This window comes from Mycobacterium sp. NGS58 (assembly GCF_059812385.1).
This window is the reverse complement of sequence record NZ_JCALCO010000002.1, coordinates 294,768-316,116: the sequence shown is the minus strand read 5'-3', so window position 1 is coordinate 316,116 and position 21,349 is coordinate 294,768. Positions and strand designations below refer to the sequence as shown.

Annotated in this window: 19 protein-coding genes; 10 read left to right on the top strand and 9 right to left on the bottom strand. The window is 67.1% G+C overall.

The genetic code is table 11. The annotated features are described in order from the left end of the window. Positions 1-3: 3 nt before the first annotated feature. From AC5Y4H_RS03400 to AC5Y4H_RS03390, 3 genes are read right to left on the bottom strand one after another with little or no spacing between them, the layout of a single operon-like run. Positions 4-345 (bottom strand): hypothetical protein, encoded by a 342-nt coding sequence (locus AC5Y4H_RS03400; RefSeq protein ID WP_499978536.1) that lies wholly within the window; start codon positions 343-345, stop codon positions 4-6. 1 nt (position 346) lies between these two features. Then, positions 347-2,680: a CaiB/BaiF CoA-transferase family protein gene (locus AC5Y4H_RS03395; protein WP_499978535.1), complete on the bottom strand. Its 2,334-nt coding sequence runs from the start codon at positions 2,678-2,680 to the stop codon at positions 347-349. A 2-nt stretch (positions 2,681-2,682) separates the two neighbouring features. Beyond that, positions 2,683-4,038: an amidohydrolase family protein gene (locus tag AC5Y4H_RS03390; protein WP_499978533.1), complete on the bottom strand. Its 1,356-nt coding sequence runs from the start codon at positions 4,036-4,038 to the stop codon at positions 2,683-2,685. 299 nt (positions 4,039-4,337) lie between these two features. On the opposite strand from AC5Y4H_RS03390, the gene AC5Y4H_RS03385 reads away from it, so the two are divergent. Further along, a complete protein-coding gene (locus tag AC5Y4H_RS03385; protein ID WP_499978531.1) occupies positions 4,338-5,315 on the top strand; it encodes a LacI family DNA-binding transcriptional regulator in 978 nt (325 codons plus the stop codon). Between the two features lies 1 nt (position 5,316). Here AC5Y4H_RS03385 and AC5Y4H_RS03380 read toward each other — a convergent pair whose 3' ends face one another. Genes AC5Y4H_RS03380 through AC5Y4H_RS03370 form a run of 3 tightly spaced genes read right to left on the bottom strand, consistent with a single transcriptional unit; the run spans position 5,317 to position 9,176 of the window. Beyond that, a complete protein-coding gene (locus AC5Y4H_RS03380) occupies positions 5,317-5,709 on the bottom strand; it encodes a Zn-ribbon domain-containing OB-fold protein (protein WP_499978641.1) in 393 nt (130 codons plus the stop codon). Between the two features lie 21 nt (positions 5,710-5,730). Then, positions 5,731-6,939 carry a thiolase family protein gene (locus AC5Y4H_RS03375; protein ID WP_499978530.1) on the bottom strand — a complete coding sequence of 403 codons (1,209 nt, stop codon included), beginning with the start codon at positions 6,937-6,939 and terminating at the stop codon, positions 5,731-5,733. Positions 6,940-6,947: 8 nt separating this feature from the next. Beyond that, positions 6,948-9,176, bottom strand: a complete 2,229-nt coding sequence (locus AC5Y4H_RS03370) for an acyl-CoA dehydrogenase family protein (RefSeq protein WP_499978528.1) — start codon at positions 9,174-9,176, stop codon at positions 6,948-6,950. Positions 9,177-9,342: 166 nt separating this feature from the next. Between AC5Y4H_RS03370 and AC5Y4H_RS03365 the strand changes: the two genes are divergently transcribed. From AC5Y4H_RS03365 to AC5Y4H_RS03350, 4 genes are all read left to right on the top strand, one after another. Continuing rightward, the gene (locus tag AC5Y4H_RS03365) at positions 9,343-9,939 is read left to right on the top strand and encodes a TetR/AcrR family transcriptional regulator (protein WP_499978527.1); all 597 of its coding nucleotides are present in this window, start codon (positions 9,343-9,345) and stop codon (positions 9,937-9,939) included. Between the two features lie 58 nt (positions 9,940-9,997). Next, positions 9,998-11,095, top strand: a complete 1,098-nt coding sequence (locus AC5Y4H_RS03360) for a DUF1214 domain-containing protein (protein ID WP_499978526.1) — start codon at positions 9,998-10,000, stop codon at positions 11,093-11,095. Further along, on the top strand, positions 11,092-12,264 hold the full coding sequence (locus AC5Y4H_RS03355; protein WP_499978524.1) for a sulfotransferase family protein: 1,173 nt from the start codon (positions 11,092-11,094) through the stop codon (positions 12,262-12,264). Before AC5Y4H_RS03360 ends, AC5Y4H_RS03355 begins: the two co-directional genes overlap by 4 nt. A 79-nt stretch (positions 12,265-12,343) precedes the next feature. Beyond that, on the top strand, positions 12,344-13,417 hold the full coding sequence (locus tag AC5Y4H_RS03350) for a DUF190 domain-containing protein (RefSeq protein WP_499978523.1): 1,074 nt from the start codon (positions 12,344-12,346) through the stop codon (positions 13,415-13,417). Between the two features lies 1 nt (position 13,418). On the opposite strand, the gene AC5Y4H_RS03345 is transcribed toward AC5Y4H_RS03350, so the two are convergent. The 3 genes from AC5Y4H_RS03345 to AC5Y4H_RS03335 all read right to left on the bottom strand — a co-directional run bounded on the left by AC5Y4H_RS03345 (position 13,419) and on the right by AC5Y4H_RS03335 (position 16,144). Beyond that, positions 13,419-14,312 carry a fructose bisphosphate aldolase gene (locus AC5Y4H_RS03345; RefSeq protein WP_499978522.1) on the bottom strand — a complete coding sequence of 298 codons (894 nt, stop codon included), beginning with the start codon at positions 14,310-14,312 and terminating at the stop codon, positions 13,419-13,421. A 153-nt stretch (positions 14,313-14,465) separates the two neighbouring features. Then, the gene (locus AC5Y4H_RS03340; RefSeq protein ID WP_499978520.1) at positions 14,466-15,005 is read right to left on the bottom strand and encodes a cytochrome b; all 540 of its coding nucleotides are present in this window, start codon (positions 15,003-15,005) and stop codon (positions 14,466-14,468) included. After that, positions 15,002-16,144 carry a catalase family peroxidase gene (locus AC5Y4H_RS03335; protein ID WP_499978517.1) on the bottom strand — a complete coding sequence of 381 codons (1,143 nt, stop codon included), beginning with the start codon at positions 16,142-16,144 and terminating at the stop codon, positions 15,002-15,004. Before AC5Y4H_RS03335 ends, AC5Y4H_RS03340 begins: the two co-directional genes overlap by 4 nt. A gap of 356 nt (positions 16,145-16,500) precedes the next feature. Between AC5Y4H_RS03335 and AC5Y4H_RS03330 the strand changes: the two genes are divergently transcribed. The 5 genes from AC5Y4H_RS03330 to AC5Y4H_RS03310 all read left to right on the top strand — a co-directional run bounded on the left by AC5Y4H_RS03330 (position 16,501) and on the right by AC5Y4H_RS03310 (position 21,344). Beyond that, positions 16,501-16,878 carry an STAS domain-containing protein gene (locus AC5Y4H_RS03330; protein ID WP_499978515.1) on the top strand — a complete coding sequence of 126 codons (378 nt, stop codon included), beginning with the start codon at positions 16,501-16,503 and terminating at the stop codon, positions 16,876-16,878. 59 nt (positions 16,879-16,937) lie between these two features. After that, positions 16,938-17,381 (top strand): ATP-binding protein, encoded by a 444-nt coding sequence (locus AC5Y4H_RS03325; protein ID WP_499978639.1) that lies wholly within the window; start codon positions 16,938-16,940, stop codon positions 17,379-17,381. A gap of 203 nt (positions 17,382-17,584) precedes the next feature. Then, a complete protein-coding gene (locus tag AC5Y4H_RS03320) occupies positions 17,585-18,205 on the top strand; it encodes a TetR/AcrR family transcriptional regulator (RefSeq protein WP_499978514.1) in 621 nt (206 codons plus the stop codon). Positions 18,206-18,307: 102 nt separating this feature from the next. Beyond that, complete coding sequence (locus AC5Y4H_RS03315) at positions 18,308-19,444, top strand: phosphotransferase (protein ID WP_499978513.1); 1,137 nt, start codon at positions 18,308-18,310, stop codon at positions 19,442-19,444. Positions 19,445-19,583: 139 nt separating this feature from the next. After that, positions 19,584-21,344, top strand: coding sequence for an N-acyl-D-amino-acid deacylase family protein (locus AC5Y4H_RS03310; protein WP_499978511.1), 1,761 nt, complete (start codon positions 19,584-19,586; stop codon positions 21,342-21,344). Positions 21,345-21,349: the final 5 nt, after the last annotated feature.

Genomic DNA, 21,349 nt, shown 5'->3' with positions numbered 1-21,349 from the left:
CCTTCAGTTTTCGTCCGCCACGACGCCCAGGTAGGTGCCGCGGACCTCGTATTGCCGGCCGTCGCGGGTGATGGTGCCGATCGTCCTGGCGCGCGCGTCGGCCTTTCCGGTGCCGGCCGCCGAACCTATTTCCACGACGTCGATTCGCACGTCCACCGGCCGTGCGGTCTGTGGATCGGTGATCTCGACGACCATCGCGACGGCGCGCTCGTCGTCGTCCCATTCGACGCCGGTGATGCGGTGACGGGCGGTCAGCTCCATCACCACGGAGTCCTGGCGCACCAAAAATCGCACCGGTGCACACAGCTCCCCGGGGCGCGGCGGTACGCACAGGCTGACCGCCATGTCACAGACCCGCGGGCCGGGCGCTGATGGTTCCCGACTGCCGCAAGGCGGCCAGCTCGTCGTGGCTGTGCCCAAGGACCTCGGTCAGCACCTCGTCGGTGTGTTGACCGTAGAGCGGCGGAATCCGCCGGATCCAGCGCCGCGGCCTGCCGCGGAACGCGAACGGCATTCCGGTGCAAAGGAAGGATCCCGCGACGGGATGGTCGACCGTCTCCCAGAAGCCGCGGGCCCGCAGCTGCGGATCGGTCAGCAGTGCCGCCGCGGGTGTGACGCGTGCGGCGGCCAGCCCGGCCCCGCGCAGCGACTCGACGGCGTCGGACACCGATTGTCGTGCGGCCCAGGCGGCGATCAGTTTGTCGTAGTCGTCTGGCCGCTCGGCCCAGCCGGATTCCTCCAGCCCGGGCTGGCCGAGCAGGTCTGCCAGCGCCGCGCGGGCGGCGCCGTCCGCGGCGGCCAGCGCGACCCACTCGTCCTCACCGCGGCAGCGGTAGACGCCCTGCGGACTCGCACCTGGGCCACGGTTCCCATTGCGGCGCATCGCGATTCCGTTGCGTGAATACTCGACCAGCATTTCGGCCGCCACATTCAGCGCCGCCTCGACCATCGTCGACTCCACCTGCATTCCGGTGCCCTGGTGGTCGCGGATCGCCAGGGCCGCGACGGCGGCGAAGGCGGCGTGCAGCCCGGCGATCGGGTCGCACACGCCGCGCGGGATCACCGGAGGGCCGTCGGCGTGTCCGGTCATCCACGCCATGCCGGTCGCCTGTTCCATCGTCTGCGCGAAGCCGACCCGATCGCGCCACGGGCCGTCGAGGCCGAAGGCGGGCATCCGGACCATGATCGCGCGCGGGTTGGCCGCGCGCACCGCATCCCATTCCAGACCGAAGTTCGCCATCACCCGGGGGGAGAAGTTCTCGACCACGAGGTCGCTCGCGGCGATCAGCTCGAGGGCGAGCTGTCGTCCGGCGTCGGTCCCGAGTTCGACGCTGACGCCCCGCTTGTTGTTGTTGCTGCACAAGAACACCGGGCCCCATTCCCACCATTGGTCCCAGTCGGGCGGGCGACCGGCGGAGAACCTCATGCCGTCGGGCCGACGCACCCCCTCGATCTTGATGACGTCGGCGCCCAGGGCGCCTAGGAGTTGGGTGGCGACCGGACCGGCCCAGAAGGCGGTGAAGTCGGCGACTCGGACGCCGGACAATGGCAGCTTGCCGGCGTCGTCGCCGCGCGGCGGCTCGGGACGCGCGGGCCATCGCACGCGCCCGTTGTCGGCGCCGAGTTGCGGCGGTTCCGCGGGCGCACCGGTCACCATCGCGTCGCTGCGATACGGCACCCGCGGCACCAACACCCCGGCCTGCGATTCGACGAATACGCCGCGTTGCACGAAGTGGTCGATCTCGGGGAGCATCTCGGGAGTCGCGATGGGGGCGACCGGAATCCGGAATGCCACCGCAAGATCGATGATCTCCTGGGTGGTCCGGCGCCGCGTCCATTCGGTGACGATGCGCAGGAACTCGTCGCGGCGCTCGACCCGCCCCGCGAACGATGCCAGGTCGGCGTCGTCGACGAGATCGGCACGCTCGATCATCACCAGAAAGTCCTGGAATTGCTGCGCGGTAATGGTGCAGAAACCGACCATGCCGTCGGCGGTCGGGACGATCGACGGCAGCTCCAAACTGCGTTCGTGCAGCAGCGAATCGGCACCCAGGACGCTGGCCGACATGGCCGACAGTCCGCCCATGGCGATCGCCATGGCCTCGTATGTCGAGACATCGATGACCTCGCCGCGGCCGCTCCGGGCGGCATGCCAAATTGTCGCCGCAGCAACCGCCGCCGCGAAGGTGCCCGCCAGCCACTCGCCGAGCCTTCCCCCCGCTTGGACCGGTTCGTCGTCGGGCCAACCACGGCCGGCGATCGATCCGCACAACGCCTGGAGGACGAACTCGTTGGCGGCGACCTGGTTTTCGACATACGGGCCGGTGGTGCCGAACGGCGTGACGGCGACCACCACGGCCGACGCGGCGGTGCGTGCCGTGACGGTGTCGAGCGTCCATCCGTCGGTGAGGTCGGTGATTATCAGGTCGGCGCCTGCCAGCAGCGACGCGATCTCGGCCTGGCCGTGATTGACGACGGACTTCTTACCCGCGGCAAGATAGCCGAACAACGCTCCGGGCGGTCCCCCGGCCGACCAACCGCGCACCGAATCACCCTGCGGCGACTCGACTTTCACCACGTCGGCGCCGGCGTCAGCGAACATCTTGCCGCAGTACGACGCCGCCAGGCCGTTGCACAACTCCAGCACGCGCCACTGGGCGAAGGGCGGTTCGGCTCCCACGCTCAGTTGCCCAGGGTGGTGGCGCGTCCGGCGATGCCGGACACCTCGACCGTCACCGGCGCCTGCGCCGAGACCTGTGCCTGCAGCGCGAACTGCGTCATCCGCGTCCACGCGTCACGGTCACGCTGGCTGGCCCGGCGGCCGACATGGGTGACCACATCGACGTCGGTGGCCTGCGCGCGCAGATACCCGGCCCGCGCATGCTCCTTTGGGATGTACCGGAAAGGGTCGAATGAGTATGCGGTCATGGCATTTTGGTGGGTGATCTTGTCGATGACCGAGTCGTCGAGGTGGCCCATGGTGGCGACGATGTCCTCCGGCGCGAAGGGCCAGTTGCTGTCGGAGTGTGGGAAGTCGGACTCCCAGCACAGCATGTCTTCGTTGAACCAGTTCATGTTCTGCACACCGACTTTGTCGCTGATGAAGCACGTGTAGAAGTGCCGCTTGAAAACATCGGTGGGCCCGTCATAGCCGGGTGGGAAGGTCGCCAGCGTCCAGCCCGAGTGCCGGTTATAGACGTGCTCGGCCCGCCAGAGGAAGTACGGGATCCAGCCGACGTCGCCCTCGGTCAGTGAGAACTTCAGCTGCGGGAAGTCGGCCCAGAACTGGGCCCAGATCAGTTCGGTGAAGGTGAACATGCTCATCATCGACGAGGCCGTCATCTGCACGCTGGGCGGGGCGTCCGTCGACACCTGCGGAGACCGCGACGCGGAACCGACATGGGTGCACAGCACCGTGTTGTTCTCGCAGACGGCCTCGAAGAGCGGGTACCAGTACTTGGTGTGAATGCTGGGCATCTCCAGCGCCTCCGGGTTTTCGGAGAACGTGACGGCGTGACAGCCCTTGTCGGCGAGCCGTTTCACTTCCTTGGCGGCCTCGGCCACGTCGAACAGGGGCAGGATGCCGCACGGGATGAACCGGCCCGGGTAGGCCCCGCACCATTCGTCGACATGCCAGTCGTTGTAGGCCTTGATCATCACCAGGTTCGTCTCGCGGTCGGGGCCCTGGTTGAGCACCTGACCGGAGAAGCCAGTGAAGTTCGGGAAGTTCAACCCCGCGAGTTGGCCGCCGGCGTTCATGTCCCGCACCCGCTCGTCCACATTGAAGCAGCCCGGCCTCATCTCGTCGTAGCGTGAGGCGTCGATGTTGTACATCTCGCGCGGTTTACCCGCCACGGCATTGAGGCCCATGTTGCGTCCACGGATCTCGCCGTAGTACCACTGCTGGACACCGTCGGGCTCGAGAACCACCCGGGGGGCGCGGTCCCTATATCGTGCGGGAACGTGCGCGTCGAACATGTCGGCCGGCTCGGCGATGTGATCGTCCACGCTGATCAGGATCAGATCGTCCTTGTTCATGCCCGCGCTCCTCGGTCAACTTTTCAGCGACTAGTAGATAATGGCGTGCATCACAGTGTCAACCAGGCCCGATGCGCGATCACGGGGCGCATATGCGCGAACCCCACTGATACACAATGCGACGCACGCCCCGCTAACCACATCGTCAGGCGAAATACGGATTCCTACGGCTGGCTGGAATTGGCGACTATTAGTCAGCATCGTAAGCACGGCTGTGGCCGTCGGGTGTGATACGGCGCGATGCCGGCGAGGATCGCGTGCCACGATGGAGCATGACCGGGACCGGAGGGTAACGGAAGTTGAGCACGAGTAAGCCTGCGCGTCCGACCACCGCAGACGTCGCCCGGTTGGCCGGCGTGTCGACCGCCACGGTCAGCTATGTGCTCAACAACGCGCGGGGCCGGCGCATCTCTCCGGAAACCCGCGACGCGGTGTACCGCGCGGCAAAACTGCTCGGCTACCGGCCCAACCTCGCCGCCCGCAATCTGGCGCGCGGCAAAAGCGGGGTGGTGCTCTACGTGGTGCCGCACGTCGCCGTCGGCGAGATGCCGATGCAGGCAGGCAGCCGGATGACCACCGCGCTGGCCCGCGAGGGCTTTCTGCAGGTGCAGGTCTTCGAGACCGACGACGACCAGCACGTGGTCGACGCGATCGAGAACCTGGATCCGGTCGCCGTCACCAGCCTGTTCCCGCTGAGCGCGGCCGCGCGGCAGGCGGTGACGACCGCGGGCATCCCCCATATCGAGATCGGCACACTGCCCGCGCTCAAAGACCCGCACCTGTCCGTAGGCGAGATGCGGGTCGAGCACCTGATCGAGCGGGGCCATCGACGGATCGCGTTCGCCTACACCGGGATTGCCCGGTGGAGGCCGCTGGGCGACTACTGGTTCGAGGGAGTTTCGCGAGCGGCGCAGTTGCGCGACCTGCCCGCGGTGCGGGTCGGCGAGGTCACCCTGGACAACGCCGCCGACGTGGTCACTGGCTGGGTGGGCGACGGGGTGACCGCCGTGTGCGCGCAAAGCGACGAGATCGCCTGCCTCGTCCTGTACGGACTTCACCAGGCACGGCTGCGCTGTCCCGGCGACCTCGCGGTGATGGGCGTCGACGCCAGCCCGATGGGAGTGGTCAGCACGCCGCCGTTGACCACCGTGCAATTCGATCCCTGCGCGGTGGCCGACACGGCGCTCGCCGCGGTCTTCGAGCGGCTGGGGCACCCCGCACCACCGTCGCCCGAGCTGACCGACATCGCCCGCCTGGTGGTGCGGTCGTCGACCTAGCTCAGTCGGCGGGCTCGTAACGCAGCAGCGTGACCTCGTGTTCCGGGTAATCGCAGAACACCGGCTTCACCCGCATTCCGACTTTGAGGCGGGCCGGGTCGACGTTGACCATTTCGGTGGAAAACCTTGGGCCCTCGTCCCATTCGACGATGGCCAGCAGCTGGGGCACGGCATCGGCGAAGTGCGGGCTGACCGGCCGGTGGGCCACCGTGTAGGAGTACAGGGTGCCCATCCCGGAGATCTCGCGCCATTCCAGGTCGTCGGCCAGGGTGCGGGGCGCGCGCACCCGCGGGTAGAACACGTAGGCCTGTAGCGATGGCGAGTACTGGATGACGATGCGATGCTGCGCGAGCCCATCCCAAAACGGCGCGCTGGTCGGGGTTTTCACGGGCATCGGTCGTTCGAGTTTCACCTGTCAGTCTCCTTGCAGAATCAAGGTGGTCTGCTCGGACAGGATGCCGCCGTTGCCGGACACGAAGGCCCGGTTGCAGTCGGCGACCTGTGCTGCGCCCGCGCGGCCCATGATCTGCCGGCTCGCGTCGCAGACGTGGTGCATCCCGCCCGCCAATCCCGCTTGGCCGAAGCCCAATTGGCCGCCGGCCGTGTTGAGGGGGAAGTCGCCGCGGAAGGTCAGGTCGTGGTTGTTGACGAATTCCATGCCTTTGCCCTTCTCGCAGAAGCCGGCGTCTTCCAGCGAGAGCAGCACGGTGATCGTGTAGCAGTCATAGATGGAGACCATGTCCATCTGGTCGCGGGTCAGGTCGGTCATGGCGAAGGCGGTGTCGGCCGCGGCGGCGATCGGGGTGTTGAGCAGATCCTGGGCGTACGTCGGGGTCTTGAACGGGACGTGTTCGCCGAATCCCCTTATCCACACCGGACGGTTGCGCGACCTTCTGGCGAGGTCGGCGCTGGCGACGACGACGGCGGCGCCGCCGACGCAGGGCATGACGATCTCGAGCATGTGCAGCGGGTCGGCGATGACCGGGCTGGCGAGTACGTCGTCGGCGGTGAGCGGTTTGTCCTTCCAGATCGCGCCGTCGGTGTGGTTGGCGTTGACCCGGGTGTCGACGACGAGCTTGGCCATGGCCCGCTCGTCGTAACCGTAGACCGCCGCGTAGCGTTGGGCCACCTGGCCGTAGGGCCCGTTCTGGCCGAGATTACCGTAGGGGATCTCGAATTCTGCTTGCGGAGAGCCGTATTGGTTGCTCGATGAGCCAAAGTACAGCGCATCGCCATAGGCTTTGGGCTTCTTACTGGACATCGGCGTGATGTAGCGGGCGGGCAGTGCGCACAGCACCGCGTCGCAGATCCCCAATTCGATGGCCGCGGCGGCGCGCCACACCATGGCGGCCGCACTGGCTCCGCCCAGGTCGACATGTTCGGCGAATCGCGCTCCCACACCGAGGTATTCGGCGATCGTGGAGGGGACGAAGATCTCCGACTCGGCCAGGTGTGATGCGACGATCCCGTTGACGACGTCTCCCGGCAGGCCCGCATCCTCGAGCGCGGCGGCGCTCAGCTCCGCCCATTGTTCGAGGACGAACGGCGCGGGCGAGGCCTTGTTGAGCCGCTCGGGCGGCAGCTCGACGTATCCGACGATCGCGGCTTCTCCACGTAATCCCATGCTGTGCCTTACTTTCGGGGTAGGCCGAGGATCATCTGCGCGATGATGTTCAGCTGGATCTCCCTGGTTCCACCGCCGATCAGCTCGGCCGGCAGATGCAAATAGGGTTCCACGACGGCGGCGTCGGCGTCATCGACCATCGCGACTTGCCCGGTCAACTGCAGCGTGGCCTGAAAGGTGCGGCGCAGCAGCACATTCATCGCGACCTTCGCGATGCTGGACGCCGGACCGGACGCCTGGCCGTCGAGCAGCCGAATGGTTTCCCGTACCCCGAGCGCCCTGATCGCGTTGGTGTAGGCGTCGAGCTCGCCGAGCTCACGCAACGCGTCGTCACGGTCGGGACCGGGTCGAGCGGCGAGCCGGCGCAGGGCGACGGCACGGTCGAACTTGACGTATCCGCCAATGGCCGAACGCTCTTCGGCCATGGTGGCGATCGCGAGGCTCCACCCGTCGGTTGGGCCACCCAACAACATCTCGTCCGGAATAAAGACGTCGTTGAGGAACACCTCGTTGAAGTGCGCCTGCCCGGTTGCCGTCTTGATCGGTTGGATCTCCACCCCGGGGGACCGCATGTCGAGGATGAAATAGCCGATGCCGCGGTGCTTGCTGGCCTCGGGGTCGGTGCGCGCGAGCAGCGCACCCAGGTCGGCGTACTGCGCCAACGACGTCCAGATCTTGTGGCCGTTGATCCGCCAGCCGCCGTCGACCTTGGTCGCCCGGGTGGCCAGCGACGCGAGGTCGGAGCCCGCACCCGGCTCGCTGAACAGCTGGCACCACAGGATGTCGCCACGCTGCGTCGCCGGGATCAGTCGTTCCTGCAATTCTTTTGGTGCGGCGGCCAACACCGAGGGCAGGATCCATTCCGCGATGTTCAACGACGGCCGAACCAGGCCGGGCCGCTTGGCGAACTCCTCGTCGATGATGAGCTGTTTCAACGGATCCGCATCGACGCCCCACGGCGCCGGCCAGTGCGGCGCCATGAGACCTGCGTCGGCGATCAATGTGCGTTGCGGCCCGGTGGCGAGGTGCTCGTAATCGCCGTGCGGTGCGGGCTTGTCGTTGCGCAACTGTGCCGCCGCATCCAGCGTCTCGGCCACCCAGGTACGGAATTCGGATTCCGCGTCGCCGAGATTCACCGACATGTCACGCGTCTGGGTGCAGGTGAGTTCGCCCAGCCGTCGCGCCCAGCGGTTCGCCGGACCTATCGATCCCGCCAGGCTGATGGCCCGCCGCCAGTACAGGTGCACGTCGTGTTCCCAAGTGAAGCCGATGGCGCCGAGCATCGTCAGGGCGTCGAGCACCAGGTCGGGAATCGGCGAGATGGCGATCACCGCCGCGCCGCCCGCTGCGATTCGGTGCTGCTCTCGTGGTTCGTCCACGGCACGTATCGCGTCCCAGGCGGCCGCGGTGGCCAGTTCGCTGTTGACCAACAGCATCGCCGCGTTGTGCTGCAGCGCCTGGAAGGTGCCGATCACCTTGCCGAATTGCTCCCGGATGCGAAGATGCGCGGTGACGGCCTGCACGCACCACTGGACGATCCCGGCCGTCATGCTGGCGACCATTCCGATGACCACACAGCGGGCCCGCTCCGGATCGATGCCGCTGAGCACGTCGGCGTCTTCCGCCCGATAGTCGGCGAGGCGCAGGATTCCGGCGTCGGCGACGAGGTCGGTGCCGGAGATGCCTTCGACTGTGGCCGTTAGCTTTTCGCGGTCGACGAGCGCCCAGACGATGTCGGCGTCCGGCGTGCGGGCGCCGACCAGGATGATCCGCGCGGCGCATACGCCCGCGGTGACCGGTGATGCGCCACTGATCAGCCAGTGCCCGTCCGCGGCCCGGGCCTGCAGGCCGCCGTCGTCGTCGGGTAACACAACCGCCGCGATGAGGCCCGACGCGAGGTCGCGCAGGAACGATTGTGCGCTCGGCGTCGGATCGGCGAGTAGGCCGACTGCGCCGGCCGCCACGGTCGGCAGCAGCGGTCCGGGCAGCAACGACTTGCCCGCCGCTTCGAGCACGCACGCGGCATCGATCGGCCGTCCACCCTGTCCGCCGAGATCTTCTGGCAGATGTACGGCATGAAAACCGTTGGCAACCAGCGCGTCCCACCATCCCGGGATGTGTCCGGCCGCGAGGTCGTCGAAGCTGTCACGCGTCGCGGCGATGGGAGCGTTCCGGGCGGCGAATTGCCCCACGGCGTCGCTGAGCTCCTGCTGCTCCGGGCTCAGTCCCAGGGTCACGAGGACGGCCGAGGGATAACGGGCGTTGGCCGCACGGACTGCTATCCTTTCGCTACAAGACGGACCGTCTCGTCTTGTGGAAGACTACCGGCGCGAATCAAGATATGTAAAGCGCGTCCGCTCACCCGGCTTTCGATCGTCAGTTCGCAGAAGCGAGGACCACCAGATGCCAACCGATCTGAGCGCAGCGGACGCGCAAGCGAATTCGCCCAGGCGGCGCAGCGAGAAGTCCCGCACAGCGATCGTCACGGCCACCCGGGAACTCCTCCTCGAGCGCGGCTTCGACGGCCTGACCATCGAGGCGGTCGCCGCGCGCGCCGGTGTGGGAAAGCAGACCATCTACCGCTGGTGGCCCACTCGCCCCGCGCTGGTCGCCGACGTCATGCTGGAAGACGCCGACAAGCTGCTCGCGTCGGTCACCCACAGTGGCGACCTCAGCGCCGATCTCGTCGCCTGGGTCGGCAGGCTGTTCGCCAGCCTGACGACGCCGCGGGGTTCGGCCATGCTCCGAACCCTGACCGTCGCGTGCATGGAACACGAGGACACCGCCGTCAAACTGCGCGCCGGCTTCAGCGCACCACTGCACGACAGCGTGCGGGCCAGGCTGGTGGCCGACGGCATCGACGAGGCCGCCGCCGAATCGGCAGCGGACGCGATCGTCGGCGGTGTGGTGTACCCGATTCTGTCCGGCGCGCAGCCGTACTCACGACGGCGAGCCGAACGGACCACCCGGCTGATCGTGGCAGCGCTCACCGGAAACTGAGCGGTTCGACCGATCGTGATTGCGGCCAGCCCGCGGCTCACAGATTTAGCATGAGACGATGCCTCAGCCCCCCGATTCCTCCGATCAGCCGGCATCCAAGTCACGGGCCGCGTGGGAGTTCTTCCAGCAGATGCTGACCGACGTCACCACGATCGTGACCGAGGACGCCGAGTCGGAGCGGGAACTGGCCGAGGGACTACGCCTGCTCGCGCGGGTGTCGTCGCTGTGTGCGCAGATGACGGTCGAGTCCGACCCCGAACGGCCGTCGTTCTTCGACATGTGCTCCGAGAACCGGATGGTCGGGGGCCCCAACCCCGACGGCAATTACTACCTCGCGATGATTCGCGGCGACCGCCCGTACCGCATCACCGGAACCCGCGGCACCAGCGCCTACCTGGGATTTCAGATCTTGGCCGGCACCGGCCTCACCCCTCGGCGGATGGCCGGCTACGTCAGCGACGTCGACCTGGCGCTCAGCTCGGGTGAATTCGCGCTCGTGCTCTCGGCGGACGAGCCTTCCGACCTGGCCGGCGCCCAATGGGTCAAGATCCCCGACGACGCCTCGTCGGTGGTCGTCCGGGAATACATCGGCGATCGCGCGAGCGAGGTTTTGGCCACACTTCGTATCGAGGCCGTGGATCCCGGGCCCGTGACGACGCTGACCGACGACCAGCTCGCCGATCAGTTCACCGCGATGGCGTGGTCGCTGATGAAACTCTCGACGCTGCACCGCACCATCAAGCCCGAACTCCTGCGAACGCCGAACACCTTGCTGACGGCCCAGGCCGCCGATCTGGGTGCCGCCGACACCACGCCGGACAACCTGTACATGATGGGTACCTTTCGGCTCGAGCCCGGCCAGGCGCTGATTCTCGACATCGTGCCGCCCGACACCCGCTACTGGAACGTCACGCTGGAAAGCATCTGGCACGAGTGCCTGGAGCCGCGTCGCCGGCACAGCTCCGTGACGAACCGGGGCGTACAGCCCGACGCCGACGGACGGGTGCGGATCGCGGTAGCTGCCAAAGACTTCGGGGTTGGCCATTGGCTCGACACCGGCGGCCGGCACCGTGGCTTCGTCGTGCTGCGCTGGCTGGACAACCCGAGCCCGCCCGAAGTCACCGTATCGGTGCGTGATGTGCAGGAGCGGATATGACATTGCAGGACCGATTCGCCCCGGAAAGGCTGATCGCCGCCGCCTGCGAGGAAGTGGGCAGCGACGATTTCGGCGACGAGGGCTGGCGGCCCGGGCTGCATCGGATCACCGACGGGCTGGTCAACGATGCGCGGCTGTCCGATATCGGCGTCGAGATCGCGCACCTCGACCTCATGCGGGCATTGAAGAACCGGCTCGGCGTAATCGATTGGCGCAAACAACATCCCGAGGTCGCCAGCGAAGCAATCAAGGCGCCGATCTTCATCGTCGGGCAGCCGCGCACGGGCACCACGATCCTCTACGACCTGCTCGCCCAGGATCCCGAGCTACGCGCACCGCTGACCTGGGAGGTGGACGAGCCCTGTCCGGTGCCGCGGCCAGAGACCTACGACAGCGATCCGCGGATCGCCCGGACGCAGTCCAGCATCGATCTCTCCGAACAGATCATGCCGGGCTTTTTGGCCTTCCACCCGATGGGCGCGCTGGTCGGGCAGGAATGCGTGCGCATCACCGCGTCCGAGTTCGTCAGCATGATCTTCTCGGTGCAGTACCGCCTGCCGAGTTACTACCGTTGGCTGATGTATGAAGCCGACCATGCCGGCGCCTATCGATTCCACCGAATCTTCTTGCAGCACTTGCAATCCGGTGTCCCGGGCCAGTGGCTGTTGAAGTCGCCGGCGCATCTGTGGCAGCTGGACGCGTTGCTCGCCGAGTATCCCGACGCGCTGATCGTTCAGACGCACCGTGACCCGCTCAACGTCATCTCGTCGATCGTCGCGCTGACTCACCACCTGCGCCGAATGTGTAGCGACGAATCCAGCATCACCGAATGCGCGGCCCAGTCCTACGAGGAGATCGTCGTCGGCTTGGAACGCGAGATGGCTTTGCGCGACAGCGGTGCCGTGCCCGCGGGCCAGGTGATCGATGTGCAATTCGCCGACTTCATGAATGATCCGTGGACCACCATCAAAGACGTCTACGAGCGCCTGGACCGTGAGCTGCGGCCCGGGGCCGAGCAGCAGATGCGCGACTTCCTCGCCTCTCACCCCTCGGACGGCGGGCGGAGCCGGTACACCTGGGCGGACACCGGGCTGGACGCCGACGAGGTACGCGAGCGGGTGAGCGCCTACCAGGCCCGCTACGGGGTACCGACCGAACTGCTGCGCTGAGGAGTCCGCCTCGAACACCGCTGCGGCGCTTGACGTCTGCGAGCGGGGTAGGCTCGCCGGCAAGGCGACGGGAGCGGCGATGGACGATGATTGCCTGAAGCTCACCACCTATATGGCCGAGCGTAGGCGGACCGGGGGTAGCTTTGTCTCCGATGTCCTGCTCGGCTTGTACGCACAGCACCGAATCGCCTGCGGCATCCTGCTGCGGGGGATCGGCGGATTCGGCACCGGGCACTACTTGCGCACCGACGAGTCCCTGACGCTGTCCGAAGATCCGCCGGTGGCGATCATCGCCGTCGACACGAGAACGAAGATCGAGGCCCTGCTCGACCCGGTCCTGGCCGTCAAGCAGCGCGGCCTGGTCACCCTGGAGCGCGCCCGGCTGCTCCACGAAAACATCGGGGCTCTGCCGCCGGCCGAGGATCTGGGCGACGCCGTCAAGCTGACCGTCTATGTAGGCCGCAAGCAACGCGTCAACGGCTCACCCGCCTACATCGCCATCTGCGATTTGATGCACCGCCGTGGGCTCGCCGGCGCCACGGTGCTTCTCGGGGTGGACGGCGTCGCGCACGGAGAACGCCAGCGTGCCAACTTCTTTGGCCGCAACGCCGACGTCCCGATGATGATCGTGGTCGTCGGGTCCGGTGAGCGGATCGGTCGGGTGTTACCGGAGATCGCCGAATTGCTTCGCAGGCCCCTGATCACTCTTGAACGCGTCCGGGTATGCAAGCGCGACGGCCAGTTCCTGGAGCGGCCGCACGCGCTGCCCGGTGTCGACGAACGCGGCCTGCCGCTGTTCCAGCAGTTGACGATCTACACCTCCGAGGCGGCGCACCACGGCGGCGCGCCGGTTCACCGGGCGATCGTCCAGCGCCTGCGCCAGGCCAAAACCGCCGACGGCGCGACGGTATTGCGCGGCGTCTGGGGCTTTCACGGCGACCACCAACCCCACGGGGACAGACTGTTCTCGCTGACCCGCCGGGTCCCCGTTGTCACCATCGTCATCGACACCCCGGCCAGCATCGCCGAATCCTTCGCCATCATCGACGAATTGACCCAACATGCGGGGTTGGTGACCAGTGAAATGGTGCCGGCGTTGGTCTCCGACGAAGGCGACACCGGGCCACCGCGCATGGCCCGGCACCGCTACTAGGTCAGCCGGCGACCGAGGCGTCGTAGATCGACTGGATCGCCTTGTCCAGGGTGGCGTTGAACTGCTCGTCGGACTGGTCGACGGTGAGGCCCTCGGTCAGGGCGCGGCTGAAGCTGGCGATCAACCCGGTGTTCTTCGCCAGCAGCTCATTGGCTTCCTCGCGCGAGTAGCCACCGGAAAGGGCCACCACCCGCATCACCTTCGGGTGCTCGATCAGGGGACGGTAAAAGTTGACCTCGGTGGGCAGGCTCAGCTTGAGCATGACGCGCTGGCCCTCGGGCACCGCATCGAGCTGCTTGGTGATCTCGTCGCGCAGGATGCCTTCGGCCTCGGCCTTGTCCGAAATCGAGATGGTCACCTCGGGCTCGATGATGGGCACCAAGCCGTGCGAGAGCACCTGGTGGCCGAGCTCGAACTGCTGGGCGACCACGGCAGCGATGCCGTTGGGGTTGGCGCCGCCGATCACCGACCGCTCCTTGGTCCCGAAGACGCCCAGGCCGGCGGCCCTGTCCAGCAGCCCGTCGAGGCCCGGAATCGGCTTCATCAGCTGGACGTCATCCGACGCGTCCGCCAGACCCTTGTCGATCTTGAGAATGGGCACCACGCCCTTGGTCTCCCACAGGTAGGTGGTCGACTGCTTGCCCGCAATCTCACGGTCCATCGTCTGCTCGAACAGGATGGCCGCCAGCACGCGGTCGCCGGTAAACGCCGGAGACGTGATGATCCGCGAACGCATCTGGTGAATGAGGTCGAACATCTCCTCCTCGGAGGAGTACTCGTTGTCCTCGATGCCGTAGAGGCGCAGCGCCTTGGGCGTCGAACCGCCGCTCTGGTCGAGCGCCGCGATAAAGCCCTTCCCCGACGTCATCCGTTCCGCTTGCTGCTGGTTCGACATTGAACTCTCCCAGTTCCTCATTGCCCTCTTGGGCACCGCACGCCCGGCCCGCGCCCGCGCGTCCAAGTCTGGATCGTGCCGATCATATTCGGCCACGCCGAGCCCGAGCAGACAGGTCTTCAGACTGCGATTTCGGTCTCAGCGCCAGTTCGTTCAGCGCCACAGCGCCATGCGGTCGAGGAGCCGGTCACGCAAGACGAGCGTGTGGAAGAGTACCGCCGTCATGTGAGCGGTAAACGCGAGGAAGAGCAGCAGCGCAAAGGCGCCGTGGCATTCCCGAAGCACCGCGAAAACGTCGATTTTGCGCGGCGCGATGCCGGGCAGGGCAACCTGCCCGAGCAGCGTGATCGGGAATCGCGCCGCGGACAACATGGCCCAACCGGTCACCGGCTGCACCAGCAGCAGGCCGTAGAGCAGGTACTCCGACCACGTCGCGATGCGGCGTTCGGTTGCGCTCATGGTGACCAGGAACGCCGGCGGCCTATGCCTGAGCCGGTTCACCAGCCGGACCAGCGCGAAGGCGAGAATCAGCAGGCCTAGGGGCCGATGGATGGCAAGCAGCAGCGGGTAGTAGCTCAGCGCGGCGATCATGGTCACGCCGATCAGCAATTGCGCAACAACCATCGGCGCCATCACCCAGTGCAGAATGCGCGACGGCAGGGCGAAGCGCGCCGGCGCGGCCGCACGCGTCATTGGAGGACCGCTTCCACGTCGACCGCGCTGGCCGCCTTGGGCTCCCGGGCGCGGCGGGTGAACGAGCGCGCATACACCGCCGATCGGGCTGCCAGCAGCGGATCGTCGGAGGCGGCGATGCCGTCGGGCAGCACCAGCGGGTCGAAGTTGATGTCGCGTGCGTTGCCGGCGTCCTCCGTCTGGACCGCGGAGATGGTGACGGTGCCGGCGTCGACGGTGCGCCGCGACGACGGCCAAGGTTTGGTGGCGTCATCGGTCGGATCGCCGGGCTCGCCGACCGTGATCACCAACCGCCAGCTCAGCGACGTGTGCGCCAGCGTGCGGATGAGGGCGTCGAACAGGTAGTCCTTGGCCGGCGGCGATGCCGTCACGTCGACGCCCTGCTGGGGAATCGCGGACCAGCGCACCGGCACCGTCGCACCCCCGCCGTTGGTGAATCGGAAGGCATTCAGCCCGTAGAACGAGCTGTCGGCGAACCCCGCGCTCGGCGGTTCCCGCTTGATCAGGCGCATGGCCGCGACGGTCTCCGGATGGCGCTGCAGGAACGCCGCCATCTGCTGTGGATCGGGCTTGCCCGTGCCGGGTAGCGGTTTGGATGCGAGCAACCGGTCGTAAAAACCTTGCGGCGTGCGGTCCGGAAACACCGGAATGTTGATCATCGCGGTGCGCCATTGCCTGCCTTCGGGCCCGTCGAACAGCAACCCAAGCCCGCGGACGGTGTCGACCTTGTCGGCCTGATCGGGCAGCCCACCGGACAGCGAGAACCGCCCGACCAGCGGAACGCTGCCCCGCCGGAAGACCGCGGCCCGGCATATCGCCGCGGCCGCTCCGTTGCTGACGAACGTCCCGGTGGCGCTCAGACCCTTGGCGTGGTTTCGCCGGAAGCCATCATGGCGGCCGTAGACGTGCTCAAAGCGATCCGCGATCCGGGGCGGGGTCAGCGCGCCGGGGCGCAGCCAGCCGCCGGCATACGCGAACCCGCCCACGTCGACCGCGGCGACTCCGGCTACCGCGCCCATGCCCAGTAGCGCCCGCCGCCGGTTCAGCGCGCCGAATTGCGGCGGCGTGGGCGCGGCCTCCGGCGGGTCGTCTGGCAGCTCTGGACCGTGCTGCCCGCTGCCGTGTTCACCGGGTCCCACGGCCCACCGCCCTTCGCGTTTGTGCAGGCCACGCCGTACAAGCTGAGGACGAAGCCGGTGGAAGCAATTCACGCATGGGCCGAGGCCCCGTGCAACTTCTGCGCTGCCCGTGACGCACATCCGGACCACGGCGCGACGCCCGAAATAGTTCAGCGTTTTGAGCGCGGTACGCCGCGTGTCCTACCATTGACTAAACACTTGTAGCTGTATCTGCATTTATGTAGCGCAGATCGACGGAGTGCGTCTCCTCCGTAGGCAAGCGTGTTCCCGAGGGGTTGAATCAACAGCCCCCGGATATGGCAGTGGCTGTTAAAGCTAGCGGTGTCCCGCACGGGACCGAATGTGAGTGGTAGACCATGGGCGAACAATCCGGCGATTTTGTCGATCCAACCGCTTTTGAAGTAGGCAAACACCAGGTAGATCAGGCGGTTGTGCTCACCGTCTCCGGCGAGGTCGACATGCTCAGCTCGCCGCTGCTGGCTGACGCCATTCAGACCGCGCTGGCCACCAAGCCGGCGGCACTGATCGTTGATCTGTCCAAGGTCGGTTTCCTGGCATCGGCCGGGATGACCGTCCTGGTGACCGCGCAGGCGGAGATCGAGCCCCCGACGCAGTTCGCGGTGGTCGCCAACGGCTCGGCCACGAGCCGGCCGATCAAACTGATGGGAATCGACAGCGTGCTCTCGCTCTACAGCAGCCTTGACGGTGCGCTGAGCGGTATCGCTGGTGAGTGAGCCTCGGCGCAGTGAGGATGCAACTGGGGACGATGGGCCGCTCTGATCAGCCGCAGAACGTGTCGAACATTGATGACCGATCCCGCTTCGTGCGGACGCGAGTGGCCGCCGACGCGCGGAGCGCGGCTTGGACCCGCGCCGAGTTCGGGGTGTGGCTCGAACGATATTTCTCGCTCGACGACGACCGCTTCAGTGATCTGCTGCTCGCGGTGAACGAAGCGATCGCCAACGCCGCGGAATTCGCCTACGTCGACGCCGCGGAGCGTGGGACGGTCGACGTGCGGGCGGCCTACGACGGCGACTCGGACACCCTTGCGGTGTCCGTCGACGACCGCGGCCGGTGGCGACAGAAAAAGCCGGTCCAGTACCAGCAGCAGATGCGCGGCCGCGGCATCCCGCTGATGGAGGCGCTCGCCGACGACGTCACCATCGACCGCACCCAGCAGGGCACCCGCGTCACGCTGACGTGGACCGGCCTGACGAGGCCCGGCTGTAACGCCTGATCAGGTCGACTGCGCTGCTGGGTGCGCTGTTGGCGTGGCAGCACCGGGTGAAGTATTCGTCCGCGGCGGAGTACCCGATTAATCGCGCTCTTCTTAGGCTAAGACGTTGTGCTGCACTAGGATTCATCGGGGAAACTGCCCCCGCCGGAGTCTGCCCGCGTCAGAATGCAAAGCAGCACAACGCATCCCGTAACATCGCCGGCATGGAACCGAGCCGCCGGTGGGGCGACGACCGCGCGATCCTCGACGACGAGGAGGCGCGTGCGCGGATCCTCGACGCCGCGGGACGCTGCATCGTCCGGCGCGGCAACACCCAGTTCCGGGTGGGCGAAGTGGCCGACGAGGCGGGGGTGTCCCGGTCGACGGTGTACCGGTATTTCGCGGGTCGCGACGATGTACTGCTCGGCCTGATGTTGACGCGCGTGGACAGCGCGGTCTCTGAGTTGGTGCGTAAGCTGCCCGCGCCCGACGATCCCGTTCGATCGGTGCCCGAGATGGTGTTGGCCCGGGCGGAATCGGTGGACGGCAATCCGCTGAACGAAGCGTTGTTCGCCGCCGAGAGCACTGCGGTGGCCTCGGCGCTCGAAAAGGGTGCCGAACCCATTGTGGAGTTGCTGCTGCGACATTACGGGCCGCTGCTGAAGCGGTGGAAGGCGGCGGGGTTGCTCTACCCCGACCTCGATTTCCGGTCGGTCGTCCAGTGGTTGCACACCACGACGCTGTTCTTACTGGCGCCTTCGTGGCGATATCGCCCCGCCGCGGACAAGCGAGAATTCGTCGAGCAGTTCGTGGTAAGGGCCCTGGTGCCACAGATCAGACAATAACCGTATATTGTCTGATGTCCATACGATCTGTCGGTTTTGCCCGACGCCACCGGTGTTGAGAACGCAGCACCGCGGCCGACCCGCAAATCAGGATGGATGGACATGAAATCTTCTGTTGGGCAAGCATTCTCGGTTCTCGGTCTAGCCGCCCACCTGGGCCGCGGTGCGGGCCGGGTGGCCACCGACGCAGTAATGGGCGGCAGGTTCGGTCTACCGCGGACGGTCGAAGGAATACGTCGCGCGGCCCTATCCCGGGTCATGGGCACCACCGTGCGGTCGGTCCGCGTTCTGAGCCGGGACGCGGGCACGTCCTCGCGTGGCCGGTTGGTCTTGACCGGCAAGGACGTCCCCGACTCGGTCTTCGTCAAGATCGCGGCGCAGAGCGCCGCCACCCGGATGATGGGCGAACTCGGGCGCCTCGGGCACACCGAGGTGCGGTTCTACCGTGAGCTCGCGCCGCAGGTCGTCGGTGTCCCCTATTGCTACGGCGCGGCATTCGACGCCTGGACTGGTCGTTACCTGCTGGTCCTAGAGGACCTGCCGGCCGAGTCGTGCGAGTTCCCGGACACCTTGCATCCGCTGTCGGCCGATCAGGCGAGCCTGATCATCGAGCTGCTGGCCGAACTCCACGCCACCTTCTGGGGCCGGCTGCCGCGCGATGGACGCGGTTCGATGGGCTGGCTGTACACCCCGTCCGGCGACGTCACGTCGTTGCTGACCGGTTCGCTCATGCACGCCTCGGCCAAGCGCCTCGCGGGGCACACCACGATCCCCGTCGATGCTGGCAACTTCATCGCCGACAATTACCGCGCCGTCGCTGCACTCATCGACCGTCCTCCTCACACCGTCGTGCACGGTGACGCCCACCCGGGCAACATGTACTTCCAGGGCGGCAAGGCCGGGCTGCTGGACTGGCAGGCGGTGCGCCGGGGACACCCCTCGCGGGAACTGGCCTACACCCTGATCACCAGCCTGACGCCGGAGGACCGCCAGGCCAACCAGCGCGAACTCCTCGACGACTATCGGCGGGCGCTGGTGGCGGCCGGCGGGCCCGAGTTGGACCGCGACGACTTGTGGCTGCGGTTCCGCCAAGGAGCGCTCTACGCCTACGTCGCACCCCTGATCACCGCCGGCATGGGCGGGATGCAGGTCGAGAACATCGCCATGGAAGGCCTGCGCCGCGGCGTCGCGGCGCTCGATGATCTGGAAACCGTCGCTGCCCTGAAAGGTTCTCTGTAAGACCGAGTAAGACCGAACCAATTCGGCTGAGGCTATTGCCTGCACCGCGCGAAGAGTTACGCTACTTTCCGTAGCGAAATGCTGCGAGTCTCAGCGCTCAGCCCTCCCGAGACAGCCCACGGCGGCGAAGAGGAGTCTCATGTTCGACCTCAAGATCATCGGTGGAACGGTCGTCGACGGCACGGGCGCGCAGCGCTATGCCGCCGATATCGGCATCAAGGACGGCAAGATCGTCGACGTCATGCGACGCTCAGCCGACAGCCCCGCGATGAGCGGGGAGGCGGCCGAAACCATCGACGCGACAGGGCATGTGGTGGCCCCCGGCTTTGTTGACATCCACACCCACTACGACGGACAGGTCAGCTGGGACAGCCTGCTCGAGCCGTCCAGCGGCCACGGTGTGACCACGATCGTGACCGGCAACTGCGGCGTCGGCTTCGCCCCGGTACGGCCCGGCACCGAGCAGTGGCTGATCGAACTGATGGAGGGCGTCGAGGACATTCCCGGCACCGCGCTCACCGAAGGCATCACCTGGGGCTGGGAAACCTACCCCGAGTACCTCGACGCCGTCGGCAAGCAGAAGTTCGCGGTCGACGTGGGCAGTCAGGTCGCACACGGCGCGGTCCGCGCCTACGCGATGGGCGAGCGGGGCGCCCGCAACGAGCCGGCCACCCCCGAGGACATCGAGGCGATGGGACGGCTGGTACGCGAGGCGGTCGAGGCCGGCGCGCTCGGATTCTCCACGTCGCGCACGATGGGCCATCGCGCGATGGACGGCGAACCGGTCCCGGGCACGTTCGCCGCCGAGGAAGAGCTGTTCGGTCTCGGCCGCGCCATGGCCGCCGGCGGTCAGGCGGTGTTTGAGCTGGCCCCGCAAGGGGCAGCGGGCGAGGACATCATCGGACCCAAAAAAGAACTGGACTGGATGCGGCGATTGAGCGGCGAGATCGATCGGTCGGTGTCCTTCGCTCTGATCCAGGTCGATGCCGATCCGAACTTGTGGCGCGAGATGCTCGACCTCTCCGCGGACGCACACGCCGCGGGCGCCCGCCTCTACCCGCAGATCGCGGCGCGCCCATTCGGCATGATGATCGGCTTCCAGGGCCATCACGGTTTCAGCCACCGGCCCACCTATCGGCGGCTGAAGGCCGAGTGCGACCGCGCCGAGCTCGCGCAGCGGTTGGCCGATCCCGCGGTGAAGGCGGCGATCCTGTCCGAGGACGACCTGCCCGCCGACCCCACGCTGTTGTTCGACGGGATGTTCGCTCTGGTGCAGCACTCGCTGGGAAGGCTGTATGCGCTCGGCGATCCGCCGGACTATGAGCCCACGCCGGACCGCACCGTCGCGGCCATCGCCAAGGCGCGCGGCGAGGATCCGTTGTCCACGCTGTACGACCTCATGCTGGAGTCCGACGCGACCTCCATGCTGATGCTGCCGTTGTTCAACTACGCCGACGGCAATCACGAGGCGATCCGCGAGATGATGCTGCACCCCGCCGGCGTGCTCGGACTCTCCGACGGCGGTGCCCACTGCGGGATGATCTGTGACGCGTCCTACCCGACGTTCCTGCTCACGCACTGGGCACGAGACCGCCACCGGGGCGAGAAGCTGTCGTTGGAATACGTGATCCGCAAGCAATCTCGCGACACCGCCCACCTGTTCGGCCTCACCGACCGCGGCACCATCGAGCCCGGCAAGAAAGCCGACATCAACGTCATCGACATGGACGCGCTGACCCTGCACCCCGCGGCGATGGCGTTCGACCTGCCCGCCGGCGGAAACCGGATATTGCAGGGAGCCAGCGGTTACGCCGCGACCATCGTCAGCGGAACGGTGACCCGCCGCAAAGACGTCGACACGGGGGCCCGCCCCGGCCGCCTGGTCCGCGGAGCTCGCTAAGAGCT